The sequence below is a fragment of the Porphyromonas sp. COT-290 OH3588 genome (assembly GCF_000769075.1).
GTDB lineage: Bacteria > Bacteroidota > Bacteroidia > Bacteroidales > Porphyromonadaceae > Porphyromonas.
The window spans coordinates 12,850-35,517 of record NZ_JRFC01000021.1 but is presented as its reverse complement, the minus strand read 5'-3'; the positions used below and the strand labels follow the sequence as shown (position 1 = coordinate 35,517).

Below are 22,668 nucleotides of genomic sequence, written 5' to 3'. Positions count from 1 at the left end.
CGTCGAAGCGAATGTTTTGGCGCACCCCTTTTTAGGTCTGCACCCAATCACTTAAACGGATATTTGCATTGGCAAGAAAGAAAAAAGACCTTCCCATCTTGGAAGGCATTCGCATAGAAGGATTGGCCGCTGAGGGCAAGGCTCTGGCTCATGTAGATGGGGTAGTACTATTCGTGCCCTATGCTGCCCCGGGGGATATTTGCGACATCCAAGTCGTCAAGAAGAAGCGTAGCTTTATGGAGGGTAAGATCCTGCGTCTAGTTACCCCTTCGCCTATGAGGCAGATGCCTATCTGCTCGCACTTTACTGTCTGTGGTGGCTGCAAGTGGCAGCATTTGCCATACGAGGTGCAGCTAGAGGCCAAGCATCAGGTCGTGGTTGATGCAATGGAGCGACTCGGTAAGGTGCATATAGATGAGTATCTACCTATACTTGGCTCGGCGTCTACCTCCCGTTATCGCAATAAGCTGGAGTTTACCTTTAGTCACAAGCGTTGGTTGCTCCCCGGAGAGATGACACAGACGAAACTCGATGCCGATGGTAAGCCTATACCCGTATCAGAGCCGGGGGTTGGATTCCACATACCGGGCATGTTTGATAAGGTACTGGATATTGATCAGTGTCATCTGGGTAGTGAATTGGCCGACTGTATTCGTCTTTTTATCCGAGCCTATTGCCTAGAGCGACCAGAGCAATATCCTTTCTTTGACTTGAGGGCTCAAGAAGGGCTGATGCGCACGTTGATGATCCGCACGACCTTGACGGGGCAAACGATGGTAGTGGTGGTATTTTTCCGAGATGATACCCGCGAGATTGAGGCTCTCATGACGGCTATTGCCGAGGCATTTCCTGAGATTACATCACTGCTCTACGTCATCAACACCAAGTGCAACGATACCATATCCGATCAGATCATTCACTGCTTCCGTGGTGAGCAGTATATTGAGGAGGAGATGGAGGGCTTGCACTTCCGTATTAGTCCCAAATCGTTTTATCAGACCAATAGCCTGCAGGCTTACGAACTCTACAAAGTGGCTCGTGAGTTCGCTGCCTTGACGGGTCATGAGGCGGTTTACGACCTCTACACGGGTACGGGTACGATAGCCAATTTTGTGGCCAGATCGGCCAAATCTGTCGTTGGCATCGAGTATGTTCCTGAGGCGATAGAGGATGCCAAGCTCAATAGTCAGCTCAATGGTATTGATAATACTCTCTTCTACGCAGGGGATATGAAGGATATTCTTACAGACGACTTCATCTTGCAGCATGGTCGGCCCGATGTGATTATTACCGATCCACCACGAGCTGGTATGCACGAGGACGTGGTACGCACCATTCTACGTGCAGCTCCGGAGCGCATTGTCTATGTGAGCTGCAACCCAGCCACGCAGGCTAGAGATTTGGCGATGCTAGTTGAGGACGGGGACTATGCAGTGCGCAAGAGCCGTGCTGTGGATATGTTTCCCCATACGCACCATATTGAGAATGTAGTCTTGCTCGAGAGGCTCCAGCAGAGCAGTCTTTGATAAGATCCCCGAGGGAGATTCCCTGCTTTTGTGTCGCTAAACATATAGTCGCTAAACATATAGGACAAAGAAAAGGGGCTGTGGCGAAATTCATTTTCGCCACAGCCCCTTTTGGGTATTTTAGAATGCGCAAAATGCAAGGTGCTAAGACTGAGGTTGACGAAGAAGTCCGTGCGGAGCAAATGTCGCAAGTAACATAGCAGTTTGCGTATTATGAAACACCGCCTTTGAGTTGTAAAAGGTATCGGACTTGATACTGCGTTCTTGTTAAATACCCCGTCAAGACTAACTCCTGCTACGAGCCTATTGAGAGGCGTGTGAAGCCGTGTTCATCTACTGTTGAGTCGAATACATTACGCCCGTCGATAAGTAGCGGAGTGTGCATCGTACGTCGGATAATCTCCCAGTTGGGCATTCTGAATTCCTTCCATTCGGTTACATGGAAGATAGCATCGGCATCTAGCACGCAGTCGTAGATATCTCGTGCATACTCTACTCGGTTGCCTAGTCGACGTTTAGCTTCCTTCATCGCTACTGGGTCGTAGACACGTACGGAGCAACCTGCCTGTACGAGGGCATCTATCAGCACGAGAGAGGGAGCCTCTCGCATATCATCTGTACCGGGTTTGAAGGCCAAACCCCATACGGCCACACGGCGACCAGCTATCTCGCCTGAGTAATGCTCGGCAAACATATCGAAGAGGACCCGCTTCTGTGTATGATTGACGGCCTCGACCGAGTCTAGAATTTGCATCTGACAGCCGTACTCTTTGGCTGTATGGATAAGAGCCTTGACATCTTTGGGAAAGCATGAGCCTCCGTAACCACAGCCGGGATAGAGAAATTTGCTCCCGATGCGGCTGTCGCTCCCGATACCACGACGCACCATATTGACGTTCGCCCCCACACGCTTGCAGAGATTGGCTATCTCATTCATAAAGCTGATACGTGTAGCTAGCATAGCATTGGCGGCATACTTCGTCATCTCTGCCGAGCGAATATCCATGAATAGTACTCGGAAGTTGTTGAGCAGAATGGGCTTATAGAGCTTGGTCATCAAGTCGTATGCTCTTGGGCTATCGGTGCCTACGACCACACGATCTGGCTTCATGAAGTCGTCGATCGCATTGCCCTCTTTGAGGAACTCTGGGTTGGAGGCTACGTCGAACTCTATCTGCACCCCCCGCTTGTCTAGCTCTCGCTGGATTGCCTCTCTTACTAGGCTAGCTGTACCTACGGGTACGGTACTCTTGGTGACGATTAGGCAATAGTTGTTGATTGATTGGCCAATGGTCTTGGCAACCTCTAGGACATATCGTAGATCGGCCGAGCCGTCTTCGTCGGCTGGTGTACCCACAGCGCTGAAGACAATCTCCACCTTATCTAGCACTTCTGCTAGAGATGTCCCGAAGTGCAATCGTCCGCCCTCGAAGCCTCGCTTAACCAGTTCGTCTAATCCCGGCTCGTAGATTGGGATAATGCCCTGTTTGAGTCTCTCGATCTTGGTCTGATCTACATCAATGCAGTAGACTTCTGCGCCCAAGTCTGCGAAGCAGGCGGCACTCACCAGACCAACGTAACCGATACCGACGACAGCTATTCTCATCTTATCCTAATGTATTGGTTGTTGATTAGAGATAGTGCTTGGGTAGATGCTCTCTGATGCGTTCTGCCCACGAAGCCAATTCGCCTGCCTTGGGCTCAATCTTTTGCTTGAAGTCCATATCGCCAAGACCGCTGATGGGGACGAGGTGTAGGTGTGCATGATTGACTTCTAGCCCCATTACTGCTAGACCAACCTTCTCACACTGGGTGGCGGCCTTGATCGCTGATGCAACTACCTTGGAGAAGCGCATCATTGCCCCCAGCTCCTCGTCGCTTAGATCGAAGAAGTAATCTTCTTCTCTCTTGGGGACAATCAGTGTATGCCCCATTTGTATGGGGTTGATGTCGAGGAATGCATAGAACTCTTCACTCTCGGCAATGCGGTGCGAGGGGATCTCGCCTCGGATAATGCGGCTAAAAATTGTAGACATACCGGCAGCCCTCCTAATCTCTCTAGAATGAAATCTCCATAATCTCGAAGCTCATTAGCCCTCCGGGAGTCTGAACCTCTACGACATCTCCGACTTTCTTGCCCATGAGTCCCTTGGCGATAGGCGTGTTGACAGAGATCTTATTTTGTTTGAGGTTGGCCTCTGAGTCCGATACCAACGTATATGATACCTGTGCACCATTCTTGGTGTTGCGGATAGTTACCTTGTTGAGGATCTGCACAGAGTCTGTGCTCAGGCGGGACTCGTCTATGATACGAGCATTGCTGAGCGTAGCTTTGAGCTGAGCGATCTTGCTCTCAAGCAGCCCTTGAGCCTCCTTGGCCGCATCGTACTCGGCGTTCTCCGATAGGTCGCCCTTGTCACGTGCCTCGGCGATTTGTCGAGAGATCTCTGGGCGCTGTACCGACTCCAGTTCATTGATTTCGGCTACAAGCTTGTCGTAGCCTGCTTGGGTCATATAGTTATATGCCATAGTTCGTTTTATAGATTAATTGCTGTTATCTATTAGTACCGTTTATTTTATGCTTAGATAGAAAAATAAAAGAGTCCCAAAGCCTCACAGAGTTAGGCACTTCGGAACATCTTACATCTATCGTCAGAAATCATCCCCTGATTTCTTCGGCAAAGGTAACCCTTTTTTGCAATTAAAGCAAAGAGCCCCGCCCAAAAGCCCCCCAATCTATCCGGCTCGATGTCCCTTGTCGTACTGCTCCAGTGTCAAGCACGGGGAATATCTTCCACAAAGTTTTATCTTTGTTCCGTGATGCACCTAGTTGTATCATCAAGAAGAGAACTATTGCAGTGTCGTCACATTACGACCTTTGCGTTGGCCAATAGGCTCAGAGGTGCCGTGTGATTTGCTGGGGCTTATGCCCGAGGATAGGTAGATGAACTCATATTATTTAGATAATTCTTTTTGCTATGAAAATGAAATGCTTTAGCAAGTTAGGAGCGCTTAGCCTATTTGTGCTCCTCGGTCTAGTCCCTGCTCATGCACAGTTGGGGACATTTGTCAAGAAGTTGAAGTCCAAGACCGAGCAGGTCGCCAAGGAAGTGACCAATGAGGTTAAGCAGCAATTGGACTTGGAGCCTGCGCAGGCTCAAGGATCGACTCAGCGCCAGATACAGAGCAATCTCCCTAAGACGGACGAAGTCGATCCTCTGGCGATCATGAAACAAGTGCAAATCTCAGAGCAAACCTCAGACAGTTTCTATGCCCTAGCCAAGCAGAGCGATCATGCAGGGGCATTTGATCAGACGCTAGACACTCGTGCACAGTTTGAGTGTCTAGCCTATTACCTCCTAAGGCTAAAGAAAGCCGTAGAGCAGCGTGATATAGAGTTCATAGCTTGGCCCGATGACAACAAAGCCATGCTGTACTACCTTACGTTGCTGAATAACCCTAAGCGTGAGCAGGTACAGGGCTTTCGGTGGAATGATTGGGGTATGGAATACCAGCGAGTAGCAGCGGCAGCTCAAAAGATACTGTTGTCGCCCTTCAATGGCTCTGCTACTCGCTCTCGTTTCGGAGAGGCAGAGCAACTCAGGAGGATCTATAACTATATGCAGACGGCGGACCTGAGCCCAAACCTAAAGAAGTATTACCTCTTCCAAGCTGTGAATAAGCTCTCTGGAGAGCTTGTTGATGGCAATCTAAGGGATTCGGATCCCGAGGTGCAGACTATGGTGGCCTCACTCAAGCAGATGTATGCCTCTATGGATCGCGAGTATCAAGCCATATACCCTAAGCCAAGGACACTGGCAGAGATGAAAGCCGAGCAAGAGCGAAAAGCCGATGAGCAGGTCAAGAGTGTGCAGCAGGAGTATCGTGAGCGACAAGAACGAGTCTACGATATGCCCAAGTCTGGGCGTATGAACACGCCCCAGATGATTGCGACCTTTGAGCAAATTATGCGCAAGCAGTGGCCCAAAGACAAAATCGTCAAGACACTGATCAAGAGTGATGAGTGGAAAATCGAAGATACCAGTACGGGTAGGTATAGAATCGTCTTTGGCTATGTTATCGTGAAGAAGCCCGATGGGCGCTATAAAGCGATCCCTTGCTCTATGGCGGGGAAGTGGTTGCCCGGAGCTGGTAAATATGGGCCATACCACTACTATTCGTTGGGGAATCCTTTTTATGTAGATTATCGTTAGGTATAGATTCTAAGTAACTTCAATGTAAGGGGCTGTGGGGAAATTTGAGTTTTACCACAGCCCCCTTTTAGATGTGTTAGTGTGTGCAACAAACCATGAAAGGCACTTTTCTCGTTTTTAGTTAAAGTGTGTAAATGGATTGGACCCGAATTGGGACGAAATACTTTTCGATTCTAGTTCGCTGCTGTGACATCTCAGAGAAATTGATGGGAAGATTTTGGAGGATCGGTGGGCTAATCCGTTGCGATGTATCCACCAATTGAAAAAGATTGATGGAGAGAAACTCCCGACATTGAGCTTCGGTCGGGTAAAGATCTTTGAAATTCCTTTTAATGTATTTGTTTATTAGGTGTTTATGTTTTCCTTGTTTGGGGAGGCTATTTTCGTGTGGCTGGGGGTAGAGTGCCCCAATGAGGCTGCGTTCGCTCTGGAGCCTCCTAGGGGGCAAATACGCTGTTGGCTGTTTTTGTGCTCATGGACAAAAATTGTCCCACCAACATTGCGAGAACTGAGCTAAAATATAAATTTCGGCTTCCTTGACAAGCGTTTCTCTAGGATGCAGAAAGGCTGTTAAGTTTTACCCTTTTTAGTAGAGTATTATCCAGCATAATCACTAAATTTGTCGCTTGATTGGGTGGGGTAGTCTTCGCACAATCAAGATGACAGTTCATCATTAGAATACAGGTCAAAAGAAAACGGATAAATGGAACCTCTCAAGCATGAATGTGGGATTGCCCAGATTCGCCTGCGTAAGCCACTGAGTTACTATCAGCAGAAGTATGGTACATGGATGTATGGTCTTAATAAGCTATACCTGCTTATGGAGAAGCAGCACAACCGAGGACAAGACGGAGCTGGTCTGGCAGTGGTTAAACTCAATAGTAAACCTGGTGACGAATACCTATTCCGTGAGCGTGCTCTTGGCGCATCAGCGATTAAGGAGATTTTTGACGCTGTATACCATCAGTTCAATAGCCTAACCTCCGAGCAACTGGAGGATCTAGACCTTGTAGAGGGTGAGCTACCTTTCGCAGGCGAGTGCTATATGGGGCATCTGCGCTATAGTACCACAGGTAAGAGTGGGATAACCTTCGTACACCCAATGACTAGACGCAGCAACTGGAGAGCCAAATGCCTCTCTATTTGCGGCAACTTTAACCTAACCAATGTAGACGGCGTATTTGACAACATTACGGCCGTAGGGCAGCACCCTCGCCATGTGTCGGATATGCATATCCTACTCGAGCAGCTGGGGCATCGCCTAGACCGAGAGGTGGAGCGTCTGTATAAGGCTGGCTATCAGCACGGCCTAAGAGGCATGGACATCACGCACTATATCGAGGAACGTATAGACCTCTCCAATATCCTCAAGGAATGTTCGCCTCTGTGGGACGGTGGCTATGTGATGTGTGGCCTCACGGGAAGTGGCGAGAGCTATACGATGCGCGACCCATGGGGCATCAGGCCCGCTTTCTACTACATAGACGATGAGATCATCGTGGTAGCCTCGGAGCGGCCAGTGATCCAGACTGTGATGAACGTTACCTACGACAAGGTAACAGAGCTCAAGCCGGGTGAGGCGCTATTCATCAACAAAGATGGCGAGCCACGCCTCAAGCAGATCGCCGACCCCAAGCAATTTAAGCCTTGTTCCTTTGAGCGTATCTATTTCTCTAGAGGTAGCGATCGAGATATCTATAAGGAGCGCAAGGCTCTAGGCTTCAACCTTACCGAGCCAATCCTCAAGGCAGTGGGCTATGATATGGATCATACCGTATTCTCTTTCATCCCCAATACCGCCGAGGTCGCCTATTATGGTATGCTGGAGGGGCTAAATGCTCACCTCAACGAGGAGAAGTTCGACGCCATTAAGGCCAACCCCTCAATGAGTGATGAGGAGCTCAAGTGCATTCTTGCTCGCAAGGTGCGTAGTGAGAAGGTTGCGATCAAGGACATCAAGCTGCGTACCTTCATCTCCGAGGCCAAGAGCCGCAATGATTTGGCCACGCACGTGTACGATATCACTTACGGTACAGTCGAGCGTGGTGTAGATAATCTGGTAGTCATTGATGATAGTATAGTGCGTGGGACAACGCTTAGGCAGAGTATCCTCAGCATTCTAGATCGACTCACTCCCAAGAAAATCGTCGTCGTGTCTAGCTGTCCGCAGGTACGTTATCCCGACTATTATGGGATCGATATGAGCAAGATGCGTGAGTTCATCGCCTTCCGTGCAGCCATTGCGTTGATCAAGGAGAGAGGTATGCAGGCTCTGCTAGAGCAACAGTACCAGAGGGCGTTGGAGCTTAGCAGCGAGGGCTGGAGTGTAGAGGTGGAGAATGTGGTCAAGGCCATCTATGCCCCCTTTACTATTGAGGAGATCTCGGCCAAAATTGTAGATCTGCTACGCCCAGAGGATTTAGGAGCAGAGGTAGAGCTAGTCTATCCGAGTATTGAGGAGCTACACAAGTCTATCCCCAATCATCTAGGTGACTGGTACTTCAGTGGCGACTATCCTACGCCCGGGGGGAGTCATCTTGTGAACAAAGCCTTCATTGACTATATGGAGCAGGACTACAAGAAGTAGTCCTTGAGTACATCAAACATTATAAACATCAAAATACGAGAAGAAATAATGAAAAAGCCAACATTACTAGTGCTAGCCGCTGGCATGGGTAGCCGTTACGGAAGTTTGAAGCAGCTTGATGGTCTAGGTCCATCGGGCGAAACGATTATGGACTACTCAATCTATGATGCCATTCGTGCAGGATTTGGTAAGGTCGTGTTCATCATTCGCCGCTCTTTTGAGCAGGATTTCAGAGAGAAGATCCTATCCAAGTACGAGGGAAAGATCGCTCTAGAGGTTGTTTTCCAAGATATGGATAACCTACCAGAGGGTTTCTCCGTACCCGAGGGGCGTGAGAAGCCATGGGGCACGAACCATGCAGTGATGATGGCCAAAGACGTGATCCACGAGCCTTTTGCAGTGATCAATGCCGACGACTTCTATGGTCGCAATGGCTTCGCCGTACTGGCAGAGAAGCTGCGTAGCCTAAGCGATACAACCAACCAGTACTGCATGGTAGGCTATCGTGTGGGTAATACGCTTAGCGAGAGTGGTAGTGTAGCACGTGGCGTGTGTGAGGTAGATGATCGTAAGCTACTTACTGGCGTGGTAGAGCGTACGGCTATCGAGCGCAACGCCTCTGGTAAGATTGCTTTTACCGATGAGCATGGGCAGGAGCAGATCCTAGACGAGCATACGCCAGTATCTATGAATATGTGGGGCTTCACTCCCGACTACTTCGCTCACTCAGATGCTATGTTTGGCGACTTCCTACGTGCCAATGAGGGCAACCTCAAGGCAGAGTTTTATATTCCCCTAGTTGTGAACCAGCTTGTCAAGGACGGTACCTCTACCTGCGAAGTGCTAGACACGCCAGATCAGTGGTTTGGTGTGACCTATGCAGCCGATCGTGATGGTGTAGTAGCCAAGATCAAGGCGCTAGTGGCAGCAGGGGAGTATCCAGAGAAGCTCTTCTAATCCAATACACATATTATGATCACAAAAAAATTAATCCCCGTGCTGTGTGCCGTGGCCGTAGGCCTTGGCTCGTGCACATCAACCAAGCAAGCAGGCCAAGAAGAGGCAGCCGTAGTGCCCGCCATAGACTTCTCGGCCATGGACACGACAATTCGTGCCCAAGATGACTTCTACCACCACGTCAATGGTAGCTGGATTAAAAACAATCCACTCAAGCCTGCCTACAGTCGTTATGGTACATTCGACATTCTGCGTGATAGCTCTACGACCTACGTGCACCGTATTGTAGAGGAGCTTGCTGCTGCCCAGCCCAAAGCTGGTAGCAATGAGTACCGCATCGCTACAATCTACCGCCAAGCGATGGATAGCCTAGTGCGCAATGAGCTAGGAGCTATGCCTATGCTAGAGGACTTGCGTGAGATTGAGGCTATTGCCGATAAGGGAGCTCTGCTTACCTACGCAGCCAAGCAGGACCAAACCTATGGGGCGGGTGTGCTATTCGGTAGCTATGTGGCAGCCGACGACAAGAATAGCTCGATGAATATCCTGCACCTTACTCAGGCTCGTCTAGGGATAGGTACTAGAGATTACTACCTAGAGGAGAGTGAGGCGATGAAAAAGATCCGCGAAGGCTATCTAACCTATCTAGAGCGTGTGGCTACACTTGCTGGCTACTCGGCAGATGATGCCAAGCGTATGGCAGCCAATACGCTCAAGGTCGAGACGGATCTAGCCCAGATGTGCTACTCAAACGTCGAGCTACGTGATACGGAGCGTAACTACAATATGACGAATATCGCCGAGTTTGCAGCAGCCAATAAGGGCTTTGACTGGCAGGCATACTTCGATCAGCGTGGTCTAGATGTGAAGACTGCAAACTTCGGTCAGCTAGACTTCTTCAAGAAGTTCGACAAGTGGTTTGCCTCTATGGATTTGGCTACCTTCAAGGACTATATGCTCTGTGCTCAGATCAGTAGTAGCGCATCGGCTCTGAGCGATGAGTTTGCACAGGCTAGCTTCGACTTCTTCGGCAAGCAGCTTAGCGGACGCAAGGAGATGCACCCACGCTGGAAGCGTAGCGTAGCTGTCGTAGAGTCTATGCTCGGCGAGGCTCTCGGTGAGGTCTATGTGAAGCGTCACTTTAGCCCAAAGGCCAAGGAGCGTATGCTCACACTTGTGAGTAATCTGCAGAAGGCTCTTGGACAGCGTGTGCAGGCACTCGAGTGGATGAGCGAGGATACCAAAGCTAAGGCCCTAGAGAAGCTCAATAACTTCACGGTCAAGATTGGTTACCCAGACAAGTGGAAGGACTATAGCGATCTTGAGATCAGCGAGAGCAATACCTACTATCAGAACTTGGTCAATGCCGCTAAGTTTGCTCAAGCCGACAACCTCAAGGATCTAGGCAAGCCTGTAGACAAGACGAAGTGGCTCATGAATCCACAGGATGTGAACGCTTACTATATGCCTACGACCAACGAGATTTGCTTCCCAGCGGGTATTCTCCAGCCTCCATTCTTCAATGTAGATGCAGACGACCCCGTTAATTATGGCGCTATCGGCGTCGTGATTGGTCATGAGATGATTCACGGTTTCGATGATCAGGGTTCTAACTTCGACAAAGATGGCAACATGATCAACTGGTGGACTGCCGAGGATAAGCAGAAATTCGCCGAGTCTACGCAGCGTCTAGCCGCTCAGTTTGCCAAGAATGAGGTTGCCTCTGGTGTCATGGCCGATGGCCAACTAACCCTTGGCGAGAATATCGCTGACCAAGGTGGCCTCACGGTGGCTTTCCTCGCTATGCAACTTGCCGCTGAGTCTACACCGCAACCAGAGAAAACCGATGGATTGACTCCTGAGCAGCGCTTCTTCATCGCTTATGCTCGTCTGTGGGGACAGAACATTAGTCACGAAGAGATCCTCCGACTGACCAAGATTGACCCTCATAGCTTGGGTATCTTGCGCGTCAATCAAGCTCTCAAGAATATCGATGCTTTCTTCAAGGCCTTCGACATCAAGCCGGGCGATGCTATGTATCTAGCCCCCGAGGAGCGCATTGTCGTTTGGTAATAGGCTTGTGCCTTTGGATAGCTCCCCCTAGTCGATGCATAGACATTGGCTAGGGGGAGCCTCTATATATAATATGGTATATATAGGGTTGAGCATCTGTAAAGGGCTGCTCTCTAGAAGAGGGCTGGTGTACTTAATAAATTTGGCTGTTGAGTTTAGATAGGCATCTGGATATTAACCTTTTTTCTTTACCTTTACCCGAGTATTACTAATCACTATTAGGATTAAGCATTATGCGTTACACTCAAACATCTATTGCGGGTCTTTGGCTTATTGAACCTGTCGTATTCGGCGACGAAAGGGGCTACTTTATGGAAACCTTTCGTATAGCAGACTTTGCTCGCCATATTGAGGAATTTAATGTCGTGCAAGAGAATGAGTCACGCTCTCGCTATGGTGTATTGCGTGGACTACATCTGCAGCAGGGTGCTCATGCACAAGCCAAGCTCGTGCGCTGCGTGGAGGGGGCTATATTCGATGTGGCAGTGGATCTACGCAAAGGCTCGCCCACTTATGGCCAGCACCTCTGCTTCGAGCTCTCTAGCACCAATCATCGTCAGCTCTACATTCCTCGTGGTTTCGCACATGGCTTCCTGACCATTACCGAGCACGCTACGCTACAGTACAAAGTAGACAATGCCTATCACCCTGAGAGCGAGTGCAGCATTAAGTTCGATGACCCAGATCTTGGCATAGATTGGGCCTCTACTGGTATCCCCCGAGAGGCGTTTGTCCTCTCTGCCAAGGACCTAGATGGAATCAGCTTCTGTGACTATCAGCATCGTAGTATTTAGGGTAGTAGGGTATAGGATATATCAAGCAAAGTAGTCCTGTAATTAAAGTGCAGAATTGCTTTGCTTGTGTAGTTTTATTTAATACCTTTGTTGTGCACCGAGGTTTTTATCAATCTTTGATGCTTTTGTAAGTAGATAATTAAACTATATAAGTAGATCAGAAACATCAACATAGTTACAAATTCATTTGTTATGAAGAAGCACAATTTTAATGCTGGACCTTGCGTCCTCCCTCGCGAAGCAGTCGAGTCTGCCATTGAAGCAATTCGTGATTTTGACGGTACTGGTATAGGTATTCTTGAGATCTCTCATCGTACTCCGGGGTGGGAGCGTATCATGAAGGAAACAGCCGATCTATGGCGTGAGCTGCTCAACATTCCTGATAACTATAAGGTGCTTTTCCTTGGTGGTGGTGCTAGTACCCAGTTCTTCACTGTGCCCGCTAACCTATTGAGCAAAAAGGCTGCCTATCTACAGACGGGTGTATGGGCCAAGAAGGCAGCCAAGGAGGCTAAGTATTATGGTGATGTAGAGATTGTCGCTTCTTCAGAGGATAAGACTTACTCCTATATCCCCAAGGGCTACACGATCCCAACGGATGTAGACTACTTCCATATCACGACGAACAATACTATCTATGGTACCGAGATCCACGAGGATATGGACTGCCCTGTGACGTTGATCGCTGATATGTCTTCGGATATCCTTAGCCGTCCAGTAGATGTGTCTAAATATGGTATGATCTATGGTGGAGCTCAGAAGAATGTCGGCCCTGCTGGGGTTACATTCGTCATCGTACGTGAGGATCTGCTAGGTAAGGTGGATCGTAAGCTACAGACTATGGTAGACTATCGCACACATATTGGTGATGAGGAGAGAAACCGCTCTATGTTTAATACCCCTCCCGTATTCCCCATCTTCGTGATGCACGAAACGCTCAAGTGGGTAAAGAAACTCGGTGGTGTAGAAGCTATGTACAAGATCAACAAGGAGAAGGCAGAGCTCCTCTACAACGAAATCGATCGTAATAAGATGTTCGTCGGTACAGCCGCCAAGGAAGACCGCTCGTTGATGAATGTGTGCTTTGTAATGGCTGAGCAGTATAAGGACAAGGAAGCTGCATTTATGGAGTTCGCTAAGGCTGCGGGTATGGTAGGTATCAAGGGACACCGCTCTGTAGGTGGCTTCCGTGCGTCAATCTACAATGCTTGTCCACGTGAGTCTGTAGAGGCGCTCGTTAAATGCATGCAGGAGTTCGAAGCTCAAAACGCTTAATCCACGATAATAATATTCCACACATGAGAGGCAGAGGCATACCAAGTAATCGCTGTGAGATGGCTTAGTAGGTTTCTGCCTTCCATTTCTTTTGGGCTAGTATTGTATTGGTAGTTTGCTACCTTGTTGATACAGATCCAGAAGAGCATACATAAATCGTAATACAATACTTATTCGGATTGTCATGACTAAAGTACTTATTGCCACAGAGAAGCCATTTGCTCCAGTGGCCGTCAAGGGTATCACCGATATTTGTAAAGAAGCAGGCTTCGAGGTCGTGCTGCTGGAGAAATACACGAGCAAAGCCGAGCTATTGGCTGCGGTAGCCGATGTACATGCGATCATCATTCGTAGCGACATTATAGATGCTGAGGTCTTTGATGCTGCAAAGCAGCTCAAGATTGTCGTTCGTGCAGGTGCAGGTTACGACAACGTGGATCTAACCTCGGCCACTGCTCACAATGTAGTGGTGATGAACACGCCCGGGCAGAATGCTAATGCCGTGGCTGAGCTAGTCATTGGCATGCTTCTTTTCGGCGTGCGCAATCGCTTCAATGGCACATCGGGCTCTGAACTCATGGGCAAGCGTCTAGGGTTGCTTGCTTTTGGTGCTACGGGACGCAATGTGGCTCGTATTGCTCAAGGCTTGGGCATGGAGGTTTATGCTTTCGACCCATTCACTCCTGCAGAGGCTATGGCTCAGGCTGGCGTTAAGCATGTGGCTACTCAGGCTGAACTATTCGCTGGCTGCGACATCGTCTCAATGCATATTCCTGCTACGCCAGAAACAAAGGGCTCTATAGGTCGTGCCCTAGTAGGCTCTATGCCCAAGAAGGCCATCTTAGTTAATACGGCTCGTAAGGAAATTATTAACGAGGCCGAGCTATTGGATATTCTCAAGGAGCGTGAGGATCTGCGTTACTTCACAGATATTATGCCAGCCAATCATGAGGAGATGGTTGCGGCACTGGGAGATCGTTACTTCTCTACACCAAAGAAGATGGGCGCCCAGACCTCAGAGGCCAATATCAATGCTGGCCTTGCTGCAGCGCGTCAGATTGTTGGCTATATCAAGGAGGGCAATGAGCGCTTCCGCCTCAATAAGTAACTACATTAACTCTCAATCATAGGATATAGATTTTACTATGGCTATCATCAAACCATTCAAAGGTATTCGCCCTCCACAAGAGCTTGTCGAGCAGGTTGCATCTCGTCCATACGATGTCCTCAACTCAGATGAGGCACGAGCCGAAGCCGAGGGCAATGAGAAATCTCTCTACCATATTATTCGTCCCGAGATTGATTTCCCCGTTGGTACGGACGAACATGAGGAGAAAGTCTATAACAAAGCAGCCGAGAACTTTGCCATGTTTAGGGAAAAGGGCTGGTTGGTGCAAGACAACAAGGAGAACTACTATGTTTATGCTCAGACAATGAACGGTAAGACGCAGTACGGTCTTGTTGTGTGTGCGTATGTAGACGACTATATGAATGGCGTCATCAAGAAGCATGAGCTTACTCGCCGTGACAAGGAAGAAGATCGCATGAAGCATGTACGTGTAAATAATGCGAACATTGAGCCTGTGTTCTTTGCCTATCCTGCTAAGCAAGAGATCAACCAGATCGTCAAGAAGTACACAGACGCCAAGCCTGTGTATAGCTTCGTCGCAGAGCTTGATGGCTTTGGCCACGATTTTTGGATTATTGATCAGGAGGCAGATATCAAGCGCATCACGGAGCTATTTGCAGAGATGCCAGCTCTCTATATCGCAGACGGGCATCACCGTTCGGCTGCAGCAGCTCTAGTCGGTGCAGAGAAGGCCAAGCAGAATCCTAACCACCGTGGCGACGAAGAGTACAACTACTTCATGGCTGTGTGTTTCCCCGATGATCAGCTCACGATTATAGACTATAATCGTGTAGTGAAGGATCTGAATAATCTGACTGATGAGCAGTTCCTTGCTAAGCTACAAGAGCACTTTATCCTAGAAGATAAGGGAACAGATATTTATAAGCCAGAGAAGCTACACAACTTCTCGCTCTATTTGAGTGGTCGCTGGTATTCGCTTACGGCTAAGGAGGGGACATACAATGACCATGATCCGATCGGCGTGCTTGACGTGACGATCTCGTCCAACCTTATTTTAGATGAAATTTTGGGCATCAAGGATCTTCGCTCCGATAAGCGTATTGACTTCGTAGGTGGTATTCGTGGCCTTGGAGAATTGAAGAAGCGTGTAGATAGTGGGGAGATGCGTGTTGCTTTGGCTCTATATCCGGTATCGATGAAGCAGCTTATTGATATAGCAGACTCAGGCAACATTATGCCTCCTAAGACAACGTGGTTCGAGCCTAAGCTTCGCTCAGGTCTTGTAATTCACGAGCTTGTGTAACAACTTGCAGACTTTCGTTTTTGAGAAACCTCGGAGTTCAGTGATGGGCTTCGGGGTTTTGTCTTTATGTTCGCAAGAGGCGGTTAGGCTTATTGGATTGGGGTGAGATGTATGCTTCGCTGAGGTGCTACTAAGATGATAATCTCTATAAAAACAAAGATTGGTTGTCTCCCGACAACCAATCCTTTTCGTTAACCTTAAATCTAATACCATGAAAAACACACACCACAAAAGTATAAACTATTTTTTATTCCTGCAACATTTCTTCCTGTAAAATTTTATATATTTTTATAATTGACTATTGGATAGAGTCTTTTAGTATGAACTTTTTTAGCCAAATTCACACTTTACAATGGTAATAAAGCTTATAGTAGGGGGGGGGATAGGTGTCGTAGTGACGTTTTTGTTCTGGCCATAGTCATGGTATTTGAGAGATGCTATAAGCTATGTCGGTTAGTACTTCTCTATGTTAGCTATCCTCTCAAGGGCTTTACGATCTAGTTTGCCATTCGCTAGGCGAGGTATCTCTGGGACGTAAATGATATCCTTAGGGCAGTGGTAGCATGGCAGATGAGATTTGAGAGAGCCCAAGAGCTGGGTCTTGTCTTGGCCACCCCTCTCTTCTAGGATGAGTATAAGAGCTTGCCCCAATCGCTGATCTCTCCGCCACGTTAGGGCTAGAGGAGCTGTGTGTAGCTGTGCTATTGCTTCCTCTACGAGTTCAAGCTGTATTTTGACCCCTCCGCTATTGATGATGTTGTCGCTTCTACCGAGTATCCGAAATCGTCCATCGGAGAGTAGCTCAGCGAGGTCATTCGTTTCTAGTGGCTCAGGGGTAATCAGTGGAGCCTTGATGCATAGTGTACCTCGGTCGCTAAGATATACCGAGATGCCCTCAAGGGGAGTGTAGTACGGGTTTGTATCTGTGCCACTGACTCTGCGCAGGGCTATATGAGATAGGGTTTCGGTCATTCCATAGGTTGAGTAGATCCCGTTCGGCAAAGTAGATAATTCATGTTCTAGTTCGGCGTCTAGACTGCTACCTCCTATGATTGTGTATTTGATGCGGCTTAGCTTATTCTTGGTTGTTGGGTCCCGAAGAATCTCTCTGGCTTGTAGTGGCACAATAGCAGCAAAGGTGATCTCCTCCTCAAGCTTGAGTAATGGGTTGGAGCGAGTGGGCTGTACGATGAGTTTCATGCCTGAGATCAGGCAGCGTACGACAAGCATCATAGCCCCGATGTATCTTAGGTCCATACATAGGAGAGCAGTGTCGGAGGCATTGAGCTCGAAAAAAGAGCAGGTGGCTCGGGCGCTCTGCATCATACGAGCCTTACTTACTCGTAGTAGTTTGGGTGCTCCTGTAGAGCCTGAGGTTTGCACAAGCATATATTCATCGTCGCTCCACCATGTACGTAAGAAGTTCACCAGTGCAGCATCTTGATTCGCTGGCTCTGATGTAGGGAGGGTATCCGGGGTGTAGTATCGCTCACCTACACGCAGATGCTGATGGGTACGATCTAGATACATAGGTCGGGGGTGTACCAGAGCCTATCTCCGACTATGGAGATAGGCATTTGTATGTTGTTGCGATAAAGCATACCTGTACCTAGGCCTTGTGGCATACTTATCTGGTGGCAGGCAGACCATTGGGCTATAGCATTTAGGCCTATATTACTTTCTAGGGCAGAGGTAATCCACCAGCCTATGCCTCGTTGTTGGGCGATATTAATCCACTCGTCACTGCCAGATAGCCCCCCGTGTAAGGAGGGTTTGAGTATGATATATTGAGGGGCAATCTGCTCAAGCAAGTGAATTTTATCCTCGGCGGTATGATGCCCGATTAGCTCCTCATCTAGAGCGATAGGCAATGGGCTTAGGCTTGTAAGGCGAGCCATCTCCTCCCATTGTCCAGATCCTATGGGTTGTTCGATCGAGTGTAGCTCTAGCTCGTGTAGGCGTGAGAGCAAATCGAGTGCGAGCTCAGGGGAGAATGCTCCATTGGCATCTACTCGTAGCTCAATCTCTTTGGCAGAGAAGTGTCTGCGGATATGCCTGAGGAGAGATAGCTCTTCATCGAAGTCAATGGCCCCAATTTTCATTTTGATACATCTGAAGCCTTGTCGAATTTTCTCTTCTATTCTCTTGAGCATGGTAGTACGGTCGCCCATCCATATAAGCCCATTGATTGGTATTCCCGACTCCCCTCGAGAGAAGTCGGTGTCCCACAGTGCCCATGATCCACGCTCTAGATGTCTCTGGGCGGTTTCGAGAGCAAATCGGATAGAAGGATAGGGGCGTAGTAATTCGTCACTTGGGAGTGTACCTTTACGATTTACGTCTAGGCAGATGCGTCGCAATATCTCGAGGTAGTCAGGTGTCGCATCGCAGCTTAGATCTGGTAATGGTGCACACTCCCCAATCCCGACGTCCTCTGGCCGAGAAGTTGAGGACAGATACAAGTAATACACGTCACGTGTTGTGTACACACCTCGAGATGTGCCTGCTGGCTGATGGAAGATAAGCCGATAGGGTCTAATGGCTATGCTATACCTATTCATACCATATAGGGGAGATTATTGGGTAATGTAGGAAGAGTGCAGAGCTAGTCAGAACTGGTTCTACGCCTACTGCTAATCTCTGCAATTACGACTTGGGCGGCGAGATCGCTCGTGGAGGCTTTGCCTAGCTTGTGGCGTAACTCATTGATGCTATCGAGCTGTTGGCTGCGCTCGGAGCCGCCTTCCAGAATGGCTTTGAGGCGATGATAGATGCCCAAGGGCTCAACTTCGGAGCCGATTAGCTCAGGTACGGCCTCTCGACCTAGGATTAGATTGACTAGTGAGATGTATGGAACGGAGAAAAAAGTCTTCCAGACCCACCTTGAGATCTTGAGCCCTCCCATGCGATAACAGACAATCTGTGGAGTGCCTAGCAGAGCTGTTTCTAGGGTTGCTGTCCCAGAGGTAACTAGGGCAGCCTCGCTCTGGGCGACAATGCTGTATGTCGCACCGAAGCGCAGCTCTACCTCGGGATAGTCGGCTAAATAGGGTGCATAGTCACTCGCCTCAAGCCCCGGAGCTCCAGCCACAATGACCTTGTAGCTACAGGCAAGCAGCTTCGTGGCTGCCAGCATTGTGGGGAGGTTGGCAGCTAGTTCCTGCTTACGGCTACCGCTTAGTATGGCGATTTGCCGATGTGTGCTAGGCAGGGCGGCCTGCTGCTCTCTTATCGGGAGAGTCGCATCGAAACATGGATTACCTACATATTGGGCTCGCATACCATAGCGGCCAAAGAACTCTTGTTCAAAAGGAAGTATGCATAGTAGCAGGTCTGTATAGCGAGCTAGGCGATGAATGCGCCACTTCTTCCAAGCCCACAGTTTAGGAGCTATGTAATAGACGATGGGGCAGTCTAGATGTTCCTTGGCAAAAGGTAGAATGTAGCGTAGGTTGAAGCCTGCGTAGTCTACGGGAATAACGGCATCGGGGTTATAGGCTCGCATCATCTCCTGCACTAAATAGCCCGAGCTGCTAATCTTATCTAGGTTTCTCAACACGGGAATGAACCCCATGAAGGCCAATTCACGGTAATGGACTAGGGGAAGTCTCTCAGCCACCTCGGCCATGAGATCTCCCCCTACAAACATGAAGTCGGCTTTAGGATCAAGCGCTTTGATCGAGCGCATCAAGCGTGAGGCGTGTAGATCGCCCGAAGCTTCTCCTACGACCAAAAAGTAACGCATCGCATTCTCCTCTTTCCTCTATGCTAGAGAACCATAACCCATACGCTCTAGCTCTACCAGACCATGATGATCGGTTTGGTCGAGCATCAGAGGAGTTAGGGTTGCATATCCCTCTCTCAGGAGCTCTACATCGGTAGGGCTGTGTCCTGCCTGTGGTTGCTCTTGGTAGCCTTGTAGCCAGTAGACCTGATGCCCTCGTGCATTGCTACTAGGCATATACTCATCTACGAAGCGGCTGATAGCTTGACGACAGACCTTGAGTCCTCTAGGCTTGCTCTTGGGTACATTGAGTGATAGCAGGCGGTTGGGAGCTAGGCCATGGTTAAGGACGTGCTTAACCACAGAGATGGAGTAGGAGATAGCATCGGCAAAGTCTGGACGTTCTGCAGTGTCGTCTAGTGATATGGCTAGGGCGGGCACACCTTGGATACAAGCCTCACGGGCTGCGCCAATCGTGCCAGAGTAATGGACGCATACGCCGTCGTTGCTCCCATGGTTGATGCCTGAGATAACCATGGAGGGGCGGCTATCGGCGAAGAGCGTATTGAGCGCTAGCTTTACGCAGTCTACGGGCGTGCCGTCTACACTATATATAGTTAGGCGCTCCTCGCTGTGTCGAGGTTTGAGGCGTAGAGGTATGGTTGTCGTGATGGCAGATGAGAAGCCAGAGCGAGGACCATCTGGTCCCACGATCACTACCTCACCCAGTGAGGTGAGTGCACGTGCTAGCTCCTGTAAACCGGGAGCACGAAATCCGTCGTCATTGGATAGAAGAAACCTGATTTGATTTGCCATGCGAGGTCTATTGATCAACTATTTGTTCTAGATTGATTTTGAAGTAAAGAGAGGTGTATGGAGCTATCGCACGGTTCTTGCCTTGCGCTCCATAGGCTAGGTACCATGGTATAGCTACCCCGACCTCATCACCCTCGACCATATTTTGTAGGGCGATCATCCAGCCATTGATTGTTCCATTGACTGATAGTGGGCTGAGGATCTCTTGGTCAGCATTGGTATCGAAGATGCCCTGCTGTCGTCCGCCGACCCAAGTGGTCAAGTAGTAGCCAGTGTAGCGCACGTACACATGATCTGTTAGCTTTGCCTTTCGCTGGCCATAGCCCTTTTTGACCCACTTGGCATACACATAGTTGTCGCCATATAGCCCGGGGGTGGTAATGCGTTTGTAGTCTGAACTGTCCTTGAAGGCATGGAATGTCCCCTCATCTCTGGCACGCTGCTCCAGAGTTGGATTGACCTCGTCGTTGCAGCCCGTAGACCCCAGCAGGAGGGCTAGGGCTATTGCGGCCGAATATATGGATTTGATGTTCATCGGATCTCGTTTTTATATCTGTTTCAGCAGGCTCTTCATTGCTACAGCCTCTCCGATTACACGGGCAAGGTCTGCAATGGCGATACGCTCCTGCTGCATACTATCTCTATGGCGAATGGTTACCGTATTGTCCTCCATTGTTTGGTGATCCACCGTGATGCAGAATGGTGTGCCAATCGCATCTTGACGTCTATATCGCTTGCCGATAGAGTCCTTCTCGTCTAGCTGACAGTTGAACTCGAAGCGTAGATCGCTCACAATCTCTCTTGCCTTCTCGTCTAGACCGTCCTTGCGCACTAGAGGAAGTACGGCGAGCTTGACGGGAGCCAGTGGGGCTGGTAGGCGCAGTACCACACGAGTGTCGCCACCCTCTAGTACCTCTTCATCGTATGCACCACACATCAGACTGAGGAACATACGGTCCACTCCAATAGAGGTCTCTACGACATAGGGGACATAGCTCTGACCTAGCTCAGGATCGAAGTACTGGAGCTTCTTGCCACTAAACTCTTCGTGACGCTTGAGGTCGAAGTCCGTACGGCTGTGTATCCCCTCCACTTCCTTGAAGCCAAAAGGCATCTGGAACTCAATGTCCGTAGCCGCATTGGCATAGTGCGCTAGCTTCTCGTGGTCGTGGTAGCGATACTTGTCGTTGCCTAGGCCGAGTGCTTGGTGCCAGCGTAGACGTACTTGCTTCCAGTGTTCGAACCACTGAAGCTCCTCGCCGGGGCGTACGAAGAACTGAAGCTCCATCTGCTCAAACTCTCGCATACGGAAGATGAACTGACGAGCGACAATCTCGTTGCGGAAGGCCTTGCCAATCTGGGCGATCCCGAAGGGGATCTTCATACGACCTGTCTTCTGTACGTTTAGGTAATTGACAAAGATACCTTGTGCCGTCTCGGGACGGAGATAAACCTTCATCGCACCATCGGCCGTTGAGCCCATCTCGGTAGAGAACATGAGGTTGAACTGGCGCACCTCGGTCCAGTTACGTGTGCCGCTGATAGGGCAGACGATCTCACAGTCGATGATGATCTGTCGTAGCTCCTCTAGGCTACTATCATTGAGTGCTTGGGCAAAGCGACTATGCAGAGCATCGTATTTGGCTTGGTACTCTAGCACACGTGCATTAGTGGCACGGAACTGTGCTTCATCGAAGGCATCGCCAAATTTCTTGGCGGCCTTGGTGATTTCCTTGGCGATCTTCTCCTCGATTTTGGCTAGATGATCCTCGATCAGGACATCTGCACGGTAGCGCTTCTTGGAGTCTTTGTTGTCGATGAGGGGATCATTAAAGGCGTCTACGTGTCCAGAGGCCTTCCAGATCTTGGGGTGCATGAAGATTGCAGAGTCGATCCCCACTACATTATCTTGTAGCAGTGTCATTGCGTCCCACCAGTAGCGCTTGATGTTGTTTTTGAGTTCGCTACCGAGCTGTCCATAGTCATAGACAGCCCCTAGGCCGTCGTAGATTTCGGAGGAGGGGAATACGAATCCGTACTCTTTGCAGTGAGAGATCACTTTCTTGAATAGATCTTCTTGCTGTGCCATATTACCTTATTATATATACGTTTTAGTTGATTACACGACTTTCATAGAGCTTGATATTGTATCTAACCCCTTACGTTTTAACGAACAAAGATACGCATTATTATTGGCTTGTCTAGCTCGCCAGTAGGCCATTCCCGTGCATATTTGGAACGGTGTTTACGTAATTTTCTTGTTTAAGTGAAAATTTTAGCATATATTTGCAATGGTATTTTACGAAAGT

Annotated in this window: 18 protein-coding genes; 9 read left to right on the top strand and 9 right to left on the bottom strand. The window is 49.1% G+C overall.

What is annotated here, in order from left to right; all coding sequences use genetic code 11:
* Window positions 1–68 precede the first annotated feature (68 nt).
* Window positions 69–1,526, top strand: coding sequence for a 23S rRNA (uracil(1939)-C(5))-methyltransferase RlmD (rlmD, locus tag HQ48_RS06035; protein WP_044232380.1), 1,458 nt, complete (start codon window positions 69–71; stop codon window positions 1,524–1,526).
* 295 nt (window positions 1,527–1,821) lie between these two features.
* On the opposite strand, the gene HQ48_RS06025 is transcribed toward rlmD, so the two are convergent.
* The 3 genes from HQ48_RS06025 to greA are packed head-to-tail and all read right to left on the bottom strand — an operon-like array spanning window position 1,822 to window position 4,055.
* Window positions 1,822–3,132 (bottom strand): UDP-glucose/GDP-mannose dehydrogenase family protein, encoded by a 1,311-nt coding sequence (locus HQ48_RS06025; protein WP_044232376.1) that lies wholly within the window; start codon window positions 3,130–3,132, stop codon window positions 1,822–1,824.
* Window positions 3,133–3,157: 25 nt separating this feature from the next.
* Window positions 3,158–3,562 (bottom strand): HIT family protein, encoded by a 405-nt coding sequence (locus HQ48_RS06020; RefSeq protein WP_044232374.1) that lies wholly within the window; start codon window positions 3,560–3,562, stop codon window positions 3,158–3,160.
* A gap of 22 nt (window positions 3,563–3,584) precedes the next feature.
* Window positions 3,585–4,055 carry a transcription elongation factor GreA gene (gene greA, locus HQ48_RS06015; RefSeq protein ID WP_044190284.1) on the bottom strand — a complete coding sequence of 157 codons (471 nt, stop codon included), beginning with the start codon at window positions 4,053–4,055 and terminating at the stop codon, window positions 3,585–3,587.
* 449 nt (window positions 4,056–4,504) lie between these two features.
* Between greA and HQ48_RS06010 the strand changes: the two genes are divergently transcribed.
* The 8 genes from HQ48_RS06010 to HQ48_RS05970 all read left to right on the top strand — a co-directional run bounded on the left by HQ48_RS06010 (window position 4,505) and on the right by HQ48_RS05970 (window position 15,819).
* The gene (locus HQ48_RS06010; protein ID WP_152568333.1) at window positions 4,505–5,740 is read left to right on the top strand and encodes a hypothetical protein; all 1,236 of its coding nucleotides are present in this window, start codon (window positions 4,505–4,507) and stop codon (window positions 5,738–5,740) included.
* A 703-nt stretch (window positions 5,741–6,443) separates the two neighbouring features.
* The gene (locus HQ48_RS06000) at window positions 6,444–8,327 is read left to right on the top strand and encodes an amidophosphoribosyltransferase (RefSeq protein ID WP_044232369.1); all 1,884 of its coding nucleotides are present in this window, start codon (window positions 6,444–6,446) and stop codon (window positions 8,325–8,327) included.
* Between the two features lie 48 nt (window positions 8,328–8,375).
* Complete coding sequence (locus HQ48_RS05995) at window positions 8,376–9,284, top strand: sugar phosphate nucleotidyltransferase (RefSeq protein WP_044232367.1); 909 nt, start codon at window positions 8,376–8,378, stop codon at window positions 9,282–9,284.
* A 15-nt stretch (window positions 9,285–9,299) separates the two neighbouring features.
* Entirely contained in the window at window positions 9,300–11,357 is a 2,058-nt protein-coding gene (locus HQ48_RS05990) for a M13 family metallopeptidase (RefSeq protein ID WP_044232365.1), read from the top strand.
* Between the two features lie 233 nt (window positions 11,358–11,590).
* The gene (gene rfbC / locus HQ48_RS05985; RefSeq protein ID WP_044190272.1) at window positions 11,591–12,151 is read left to right on the top strand and encodes a dTDP-4-dehydrorhamnose 3,5-epimerase; all 561 of its coding nucleotides are present in this window, start codon (window positions 11,591–11,593) and stop codon (window positions 12,149–12,151) included.
* A gap of 192 nt (window positions 12,152–12,343) precedes the next feature.
* Window positions 12,344–13,426 carry a 3-phosphoserine/phosphohydroxythreonine transaminase gene (serC, locus tag HQ48_RS05980; protein WP_044232363.1) on the top strand — a complete coding sequence of 361 codons (1,083 nt, stop codon included), beginning with the start codon at window positions 12,344–12,346 and terminating at the stop codon, window positions 13,424–13,426.
* Window positions 13,427–13,610: 184 nt separating this feature from the next.
* Entirely contained in the window at window positions 13,611–14,534 is a 924-nt protein-coding gene (locus tag HQ48_RS05975; protein ID WP_044232361.1) for an NAD(P)-dependent oxidoreductase, read from the top strand.
* A 37-nt stretch (window positions 14,535–14,571) separates the two neighbouring features.
* Complete coding sequence (locus HQ48_RS05970) at window positions 14,572–15,819, top strand: DUF1015 domain-containing protein (protein WP_044232360.1); 1,248 nt, start codon at window positions 14,572–14,574, stop codon at window positions 15,817–15,819.
* Window positions 15,820–16,272: 453 nt separating this feature from the next.
* Here the strand turns inward: HQ48_RS05970 and HQ48_RS05965 are convergent, their stop codons facing one another.
* The 6 genes from HQ48_RS05965 to HQ48_RS05940 are packed head-to-tail and all read right to left on the bottom strand — an operon-like array spanning window position 16,273 to window position 22,448.
* Entirely contained in the window at window positions 16,273–17,349 is a 1,077-nt protein-coding gene (locus HQ48_RS05965) for an AMP-binding protein (protein WP_044232358.1), read from the bottom strand.
* Window positions 17,340–18,380, bottom strand: a complete 1,041-nt coding sequence (locus HQ48_RS05960; protein ID WP_044232355.1) for an o-succinylbenzoate synthase — start codon at window positions 18,378–18,380, stop codon at window positions 17,340–17,342. The genes HQ48_RS05965 and HQ48_RS05960 overlap by 10 nt, the downstream gene beginning before the upstream one ends.
* A 44-nt stretch (window positions 18,381–18,424) precedes the next feature.
* Complete coding sequence (lpxB, locus tag HQ48_RS05955) at window positions 18,425–19,564, bottom strand: lipid-A-disaccharide synthase (RefSeq protein ID WP_044232352.1); 1,140 nt, start codon at window positions 19,562–19,564, stop codon at window positions 18,425–18,427.
* An 18-nt stretch (window positions 19,565–19,582) separates the two neighbouring features.
* A complete protein-coding gene (gene surE, locus HQ48_RS05950) occupies window positions 19,583–20,359 on the bottom strand; it encodes a 5'/3'-nucleotidase SurE (protein WP_044188213.1) in 777 nt (258 codons plus the stop codon).
* A 7-nt stretch (window positions 20,360–20,366) separates the two neighbouring features.
* A complete protein-coding gene (locus HQ48_RS09040) occupies window positions 20,367–20,894 on the bottom strand; it encodes an FKBP-type peptidyl-prolyl cis-trans isomerase (RefSeq protein WP_052405274.1) in 528 nt (175 codons plus the stop codon).
* Window positions 20,895–20,906: 12 nt separating this feature from the next.
* Window positions 20,907–22,448, bottom strand: coding sequence for a glycine--tRNA ligase (locus tag HQ48_RS05940; protein WP_044232351.1), 1,542 nt, complete (start codon window positions 22,446–22,448; stop codon window positions 20,907–20,909).
* Window positions 22,449–22,668 lie beyond the last annotated feature (220 nt).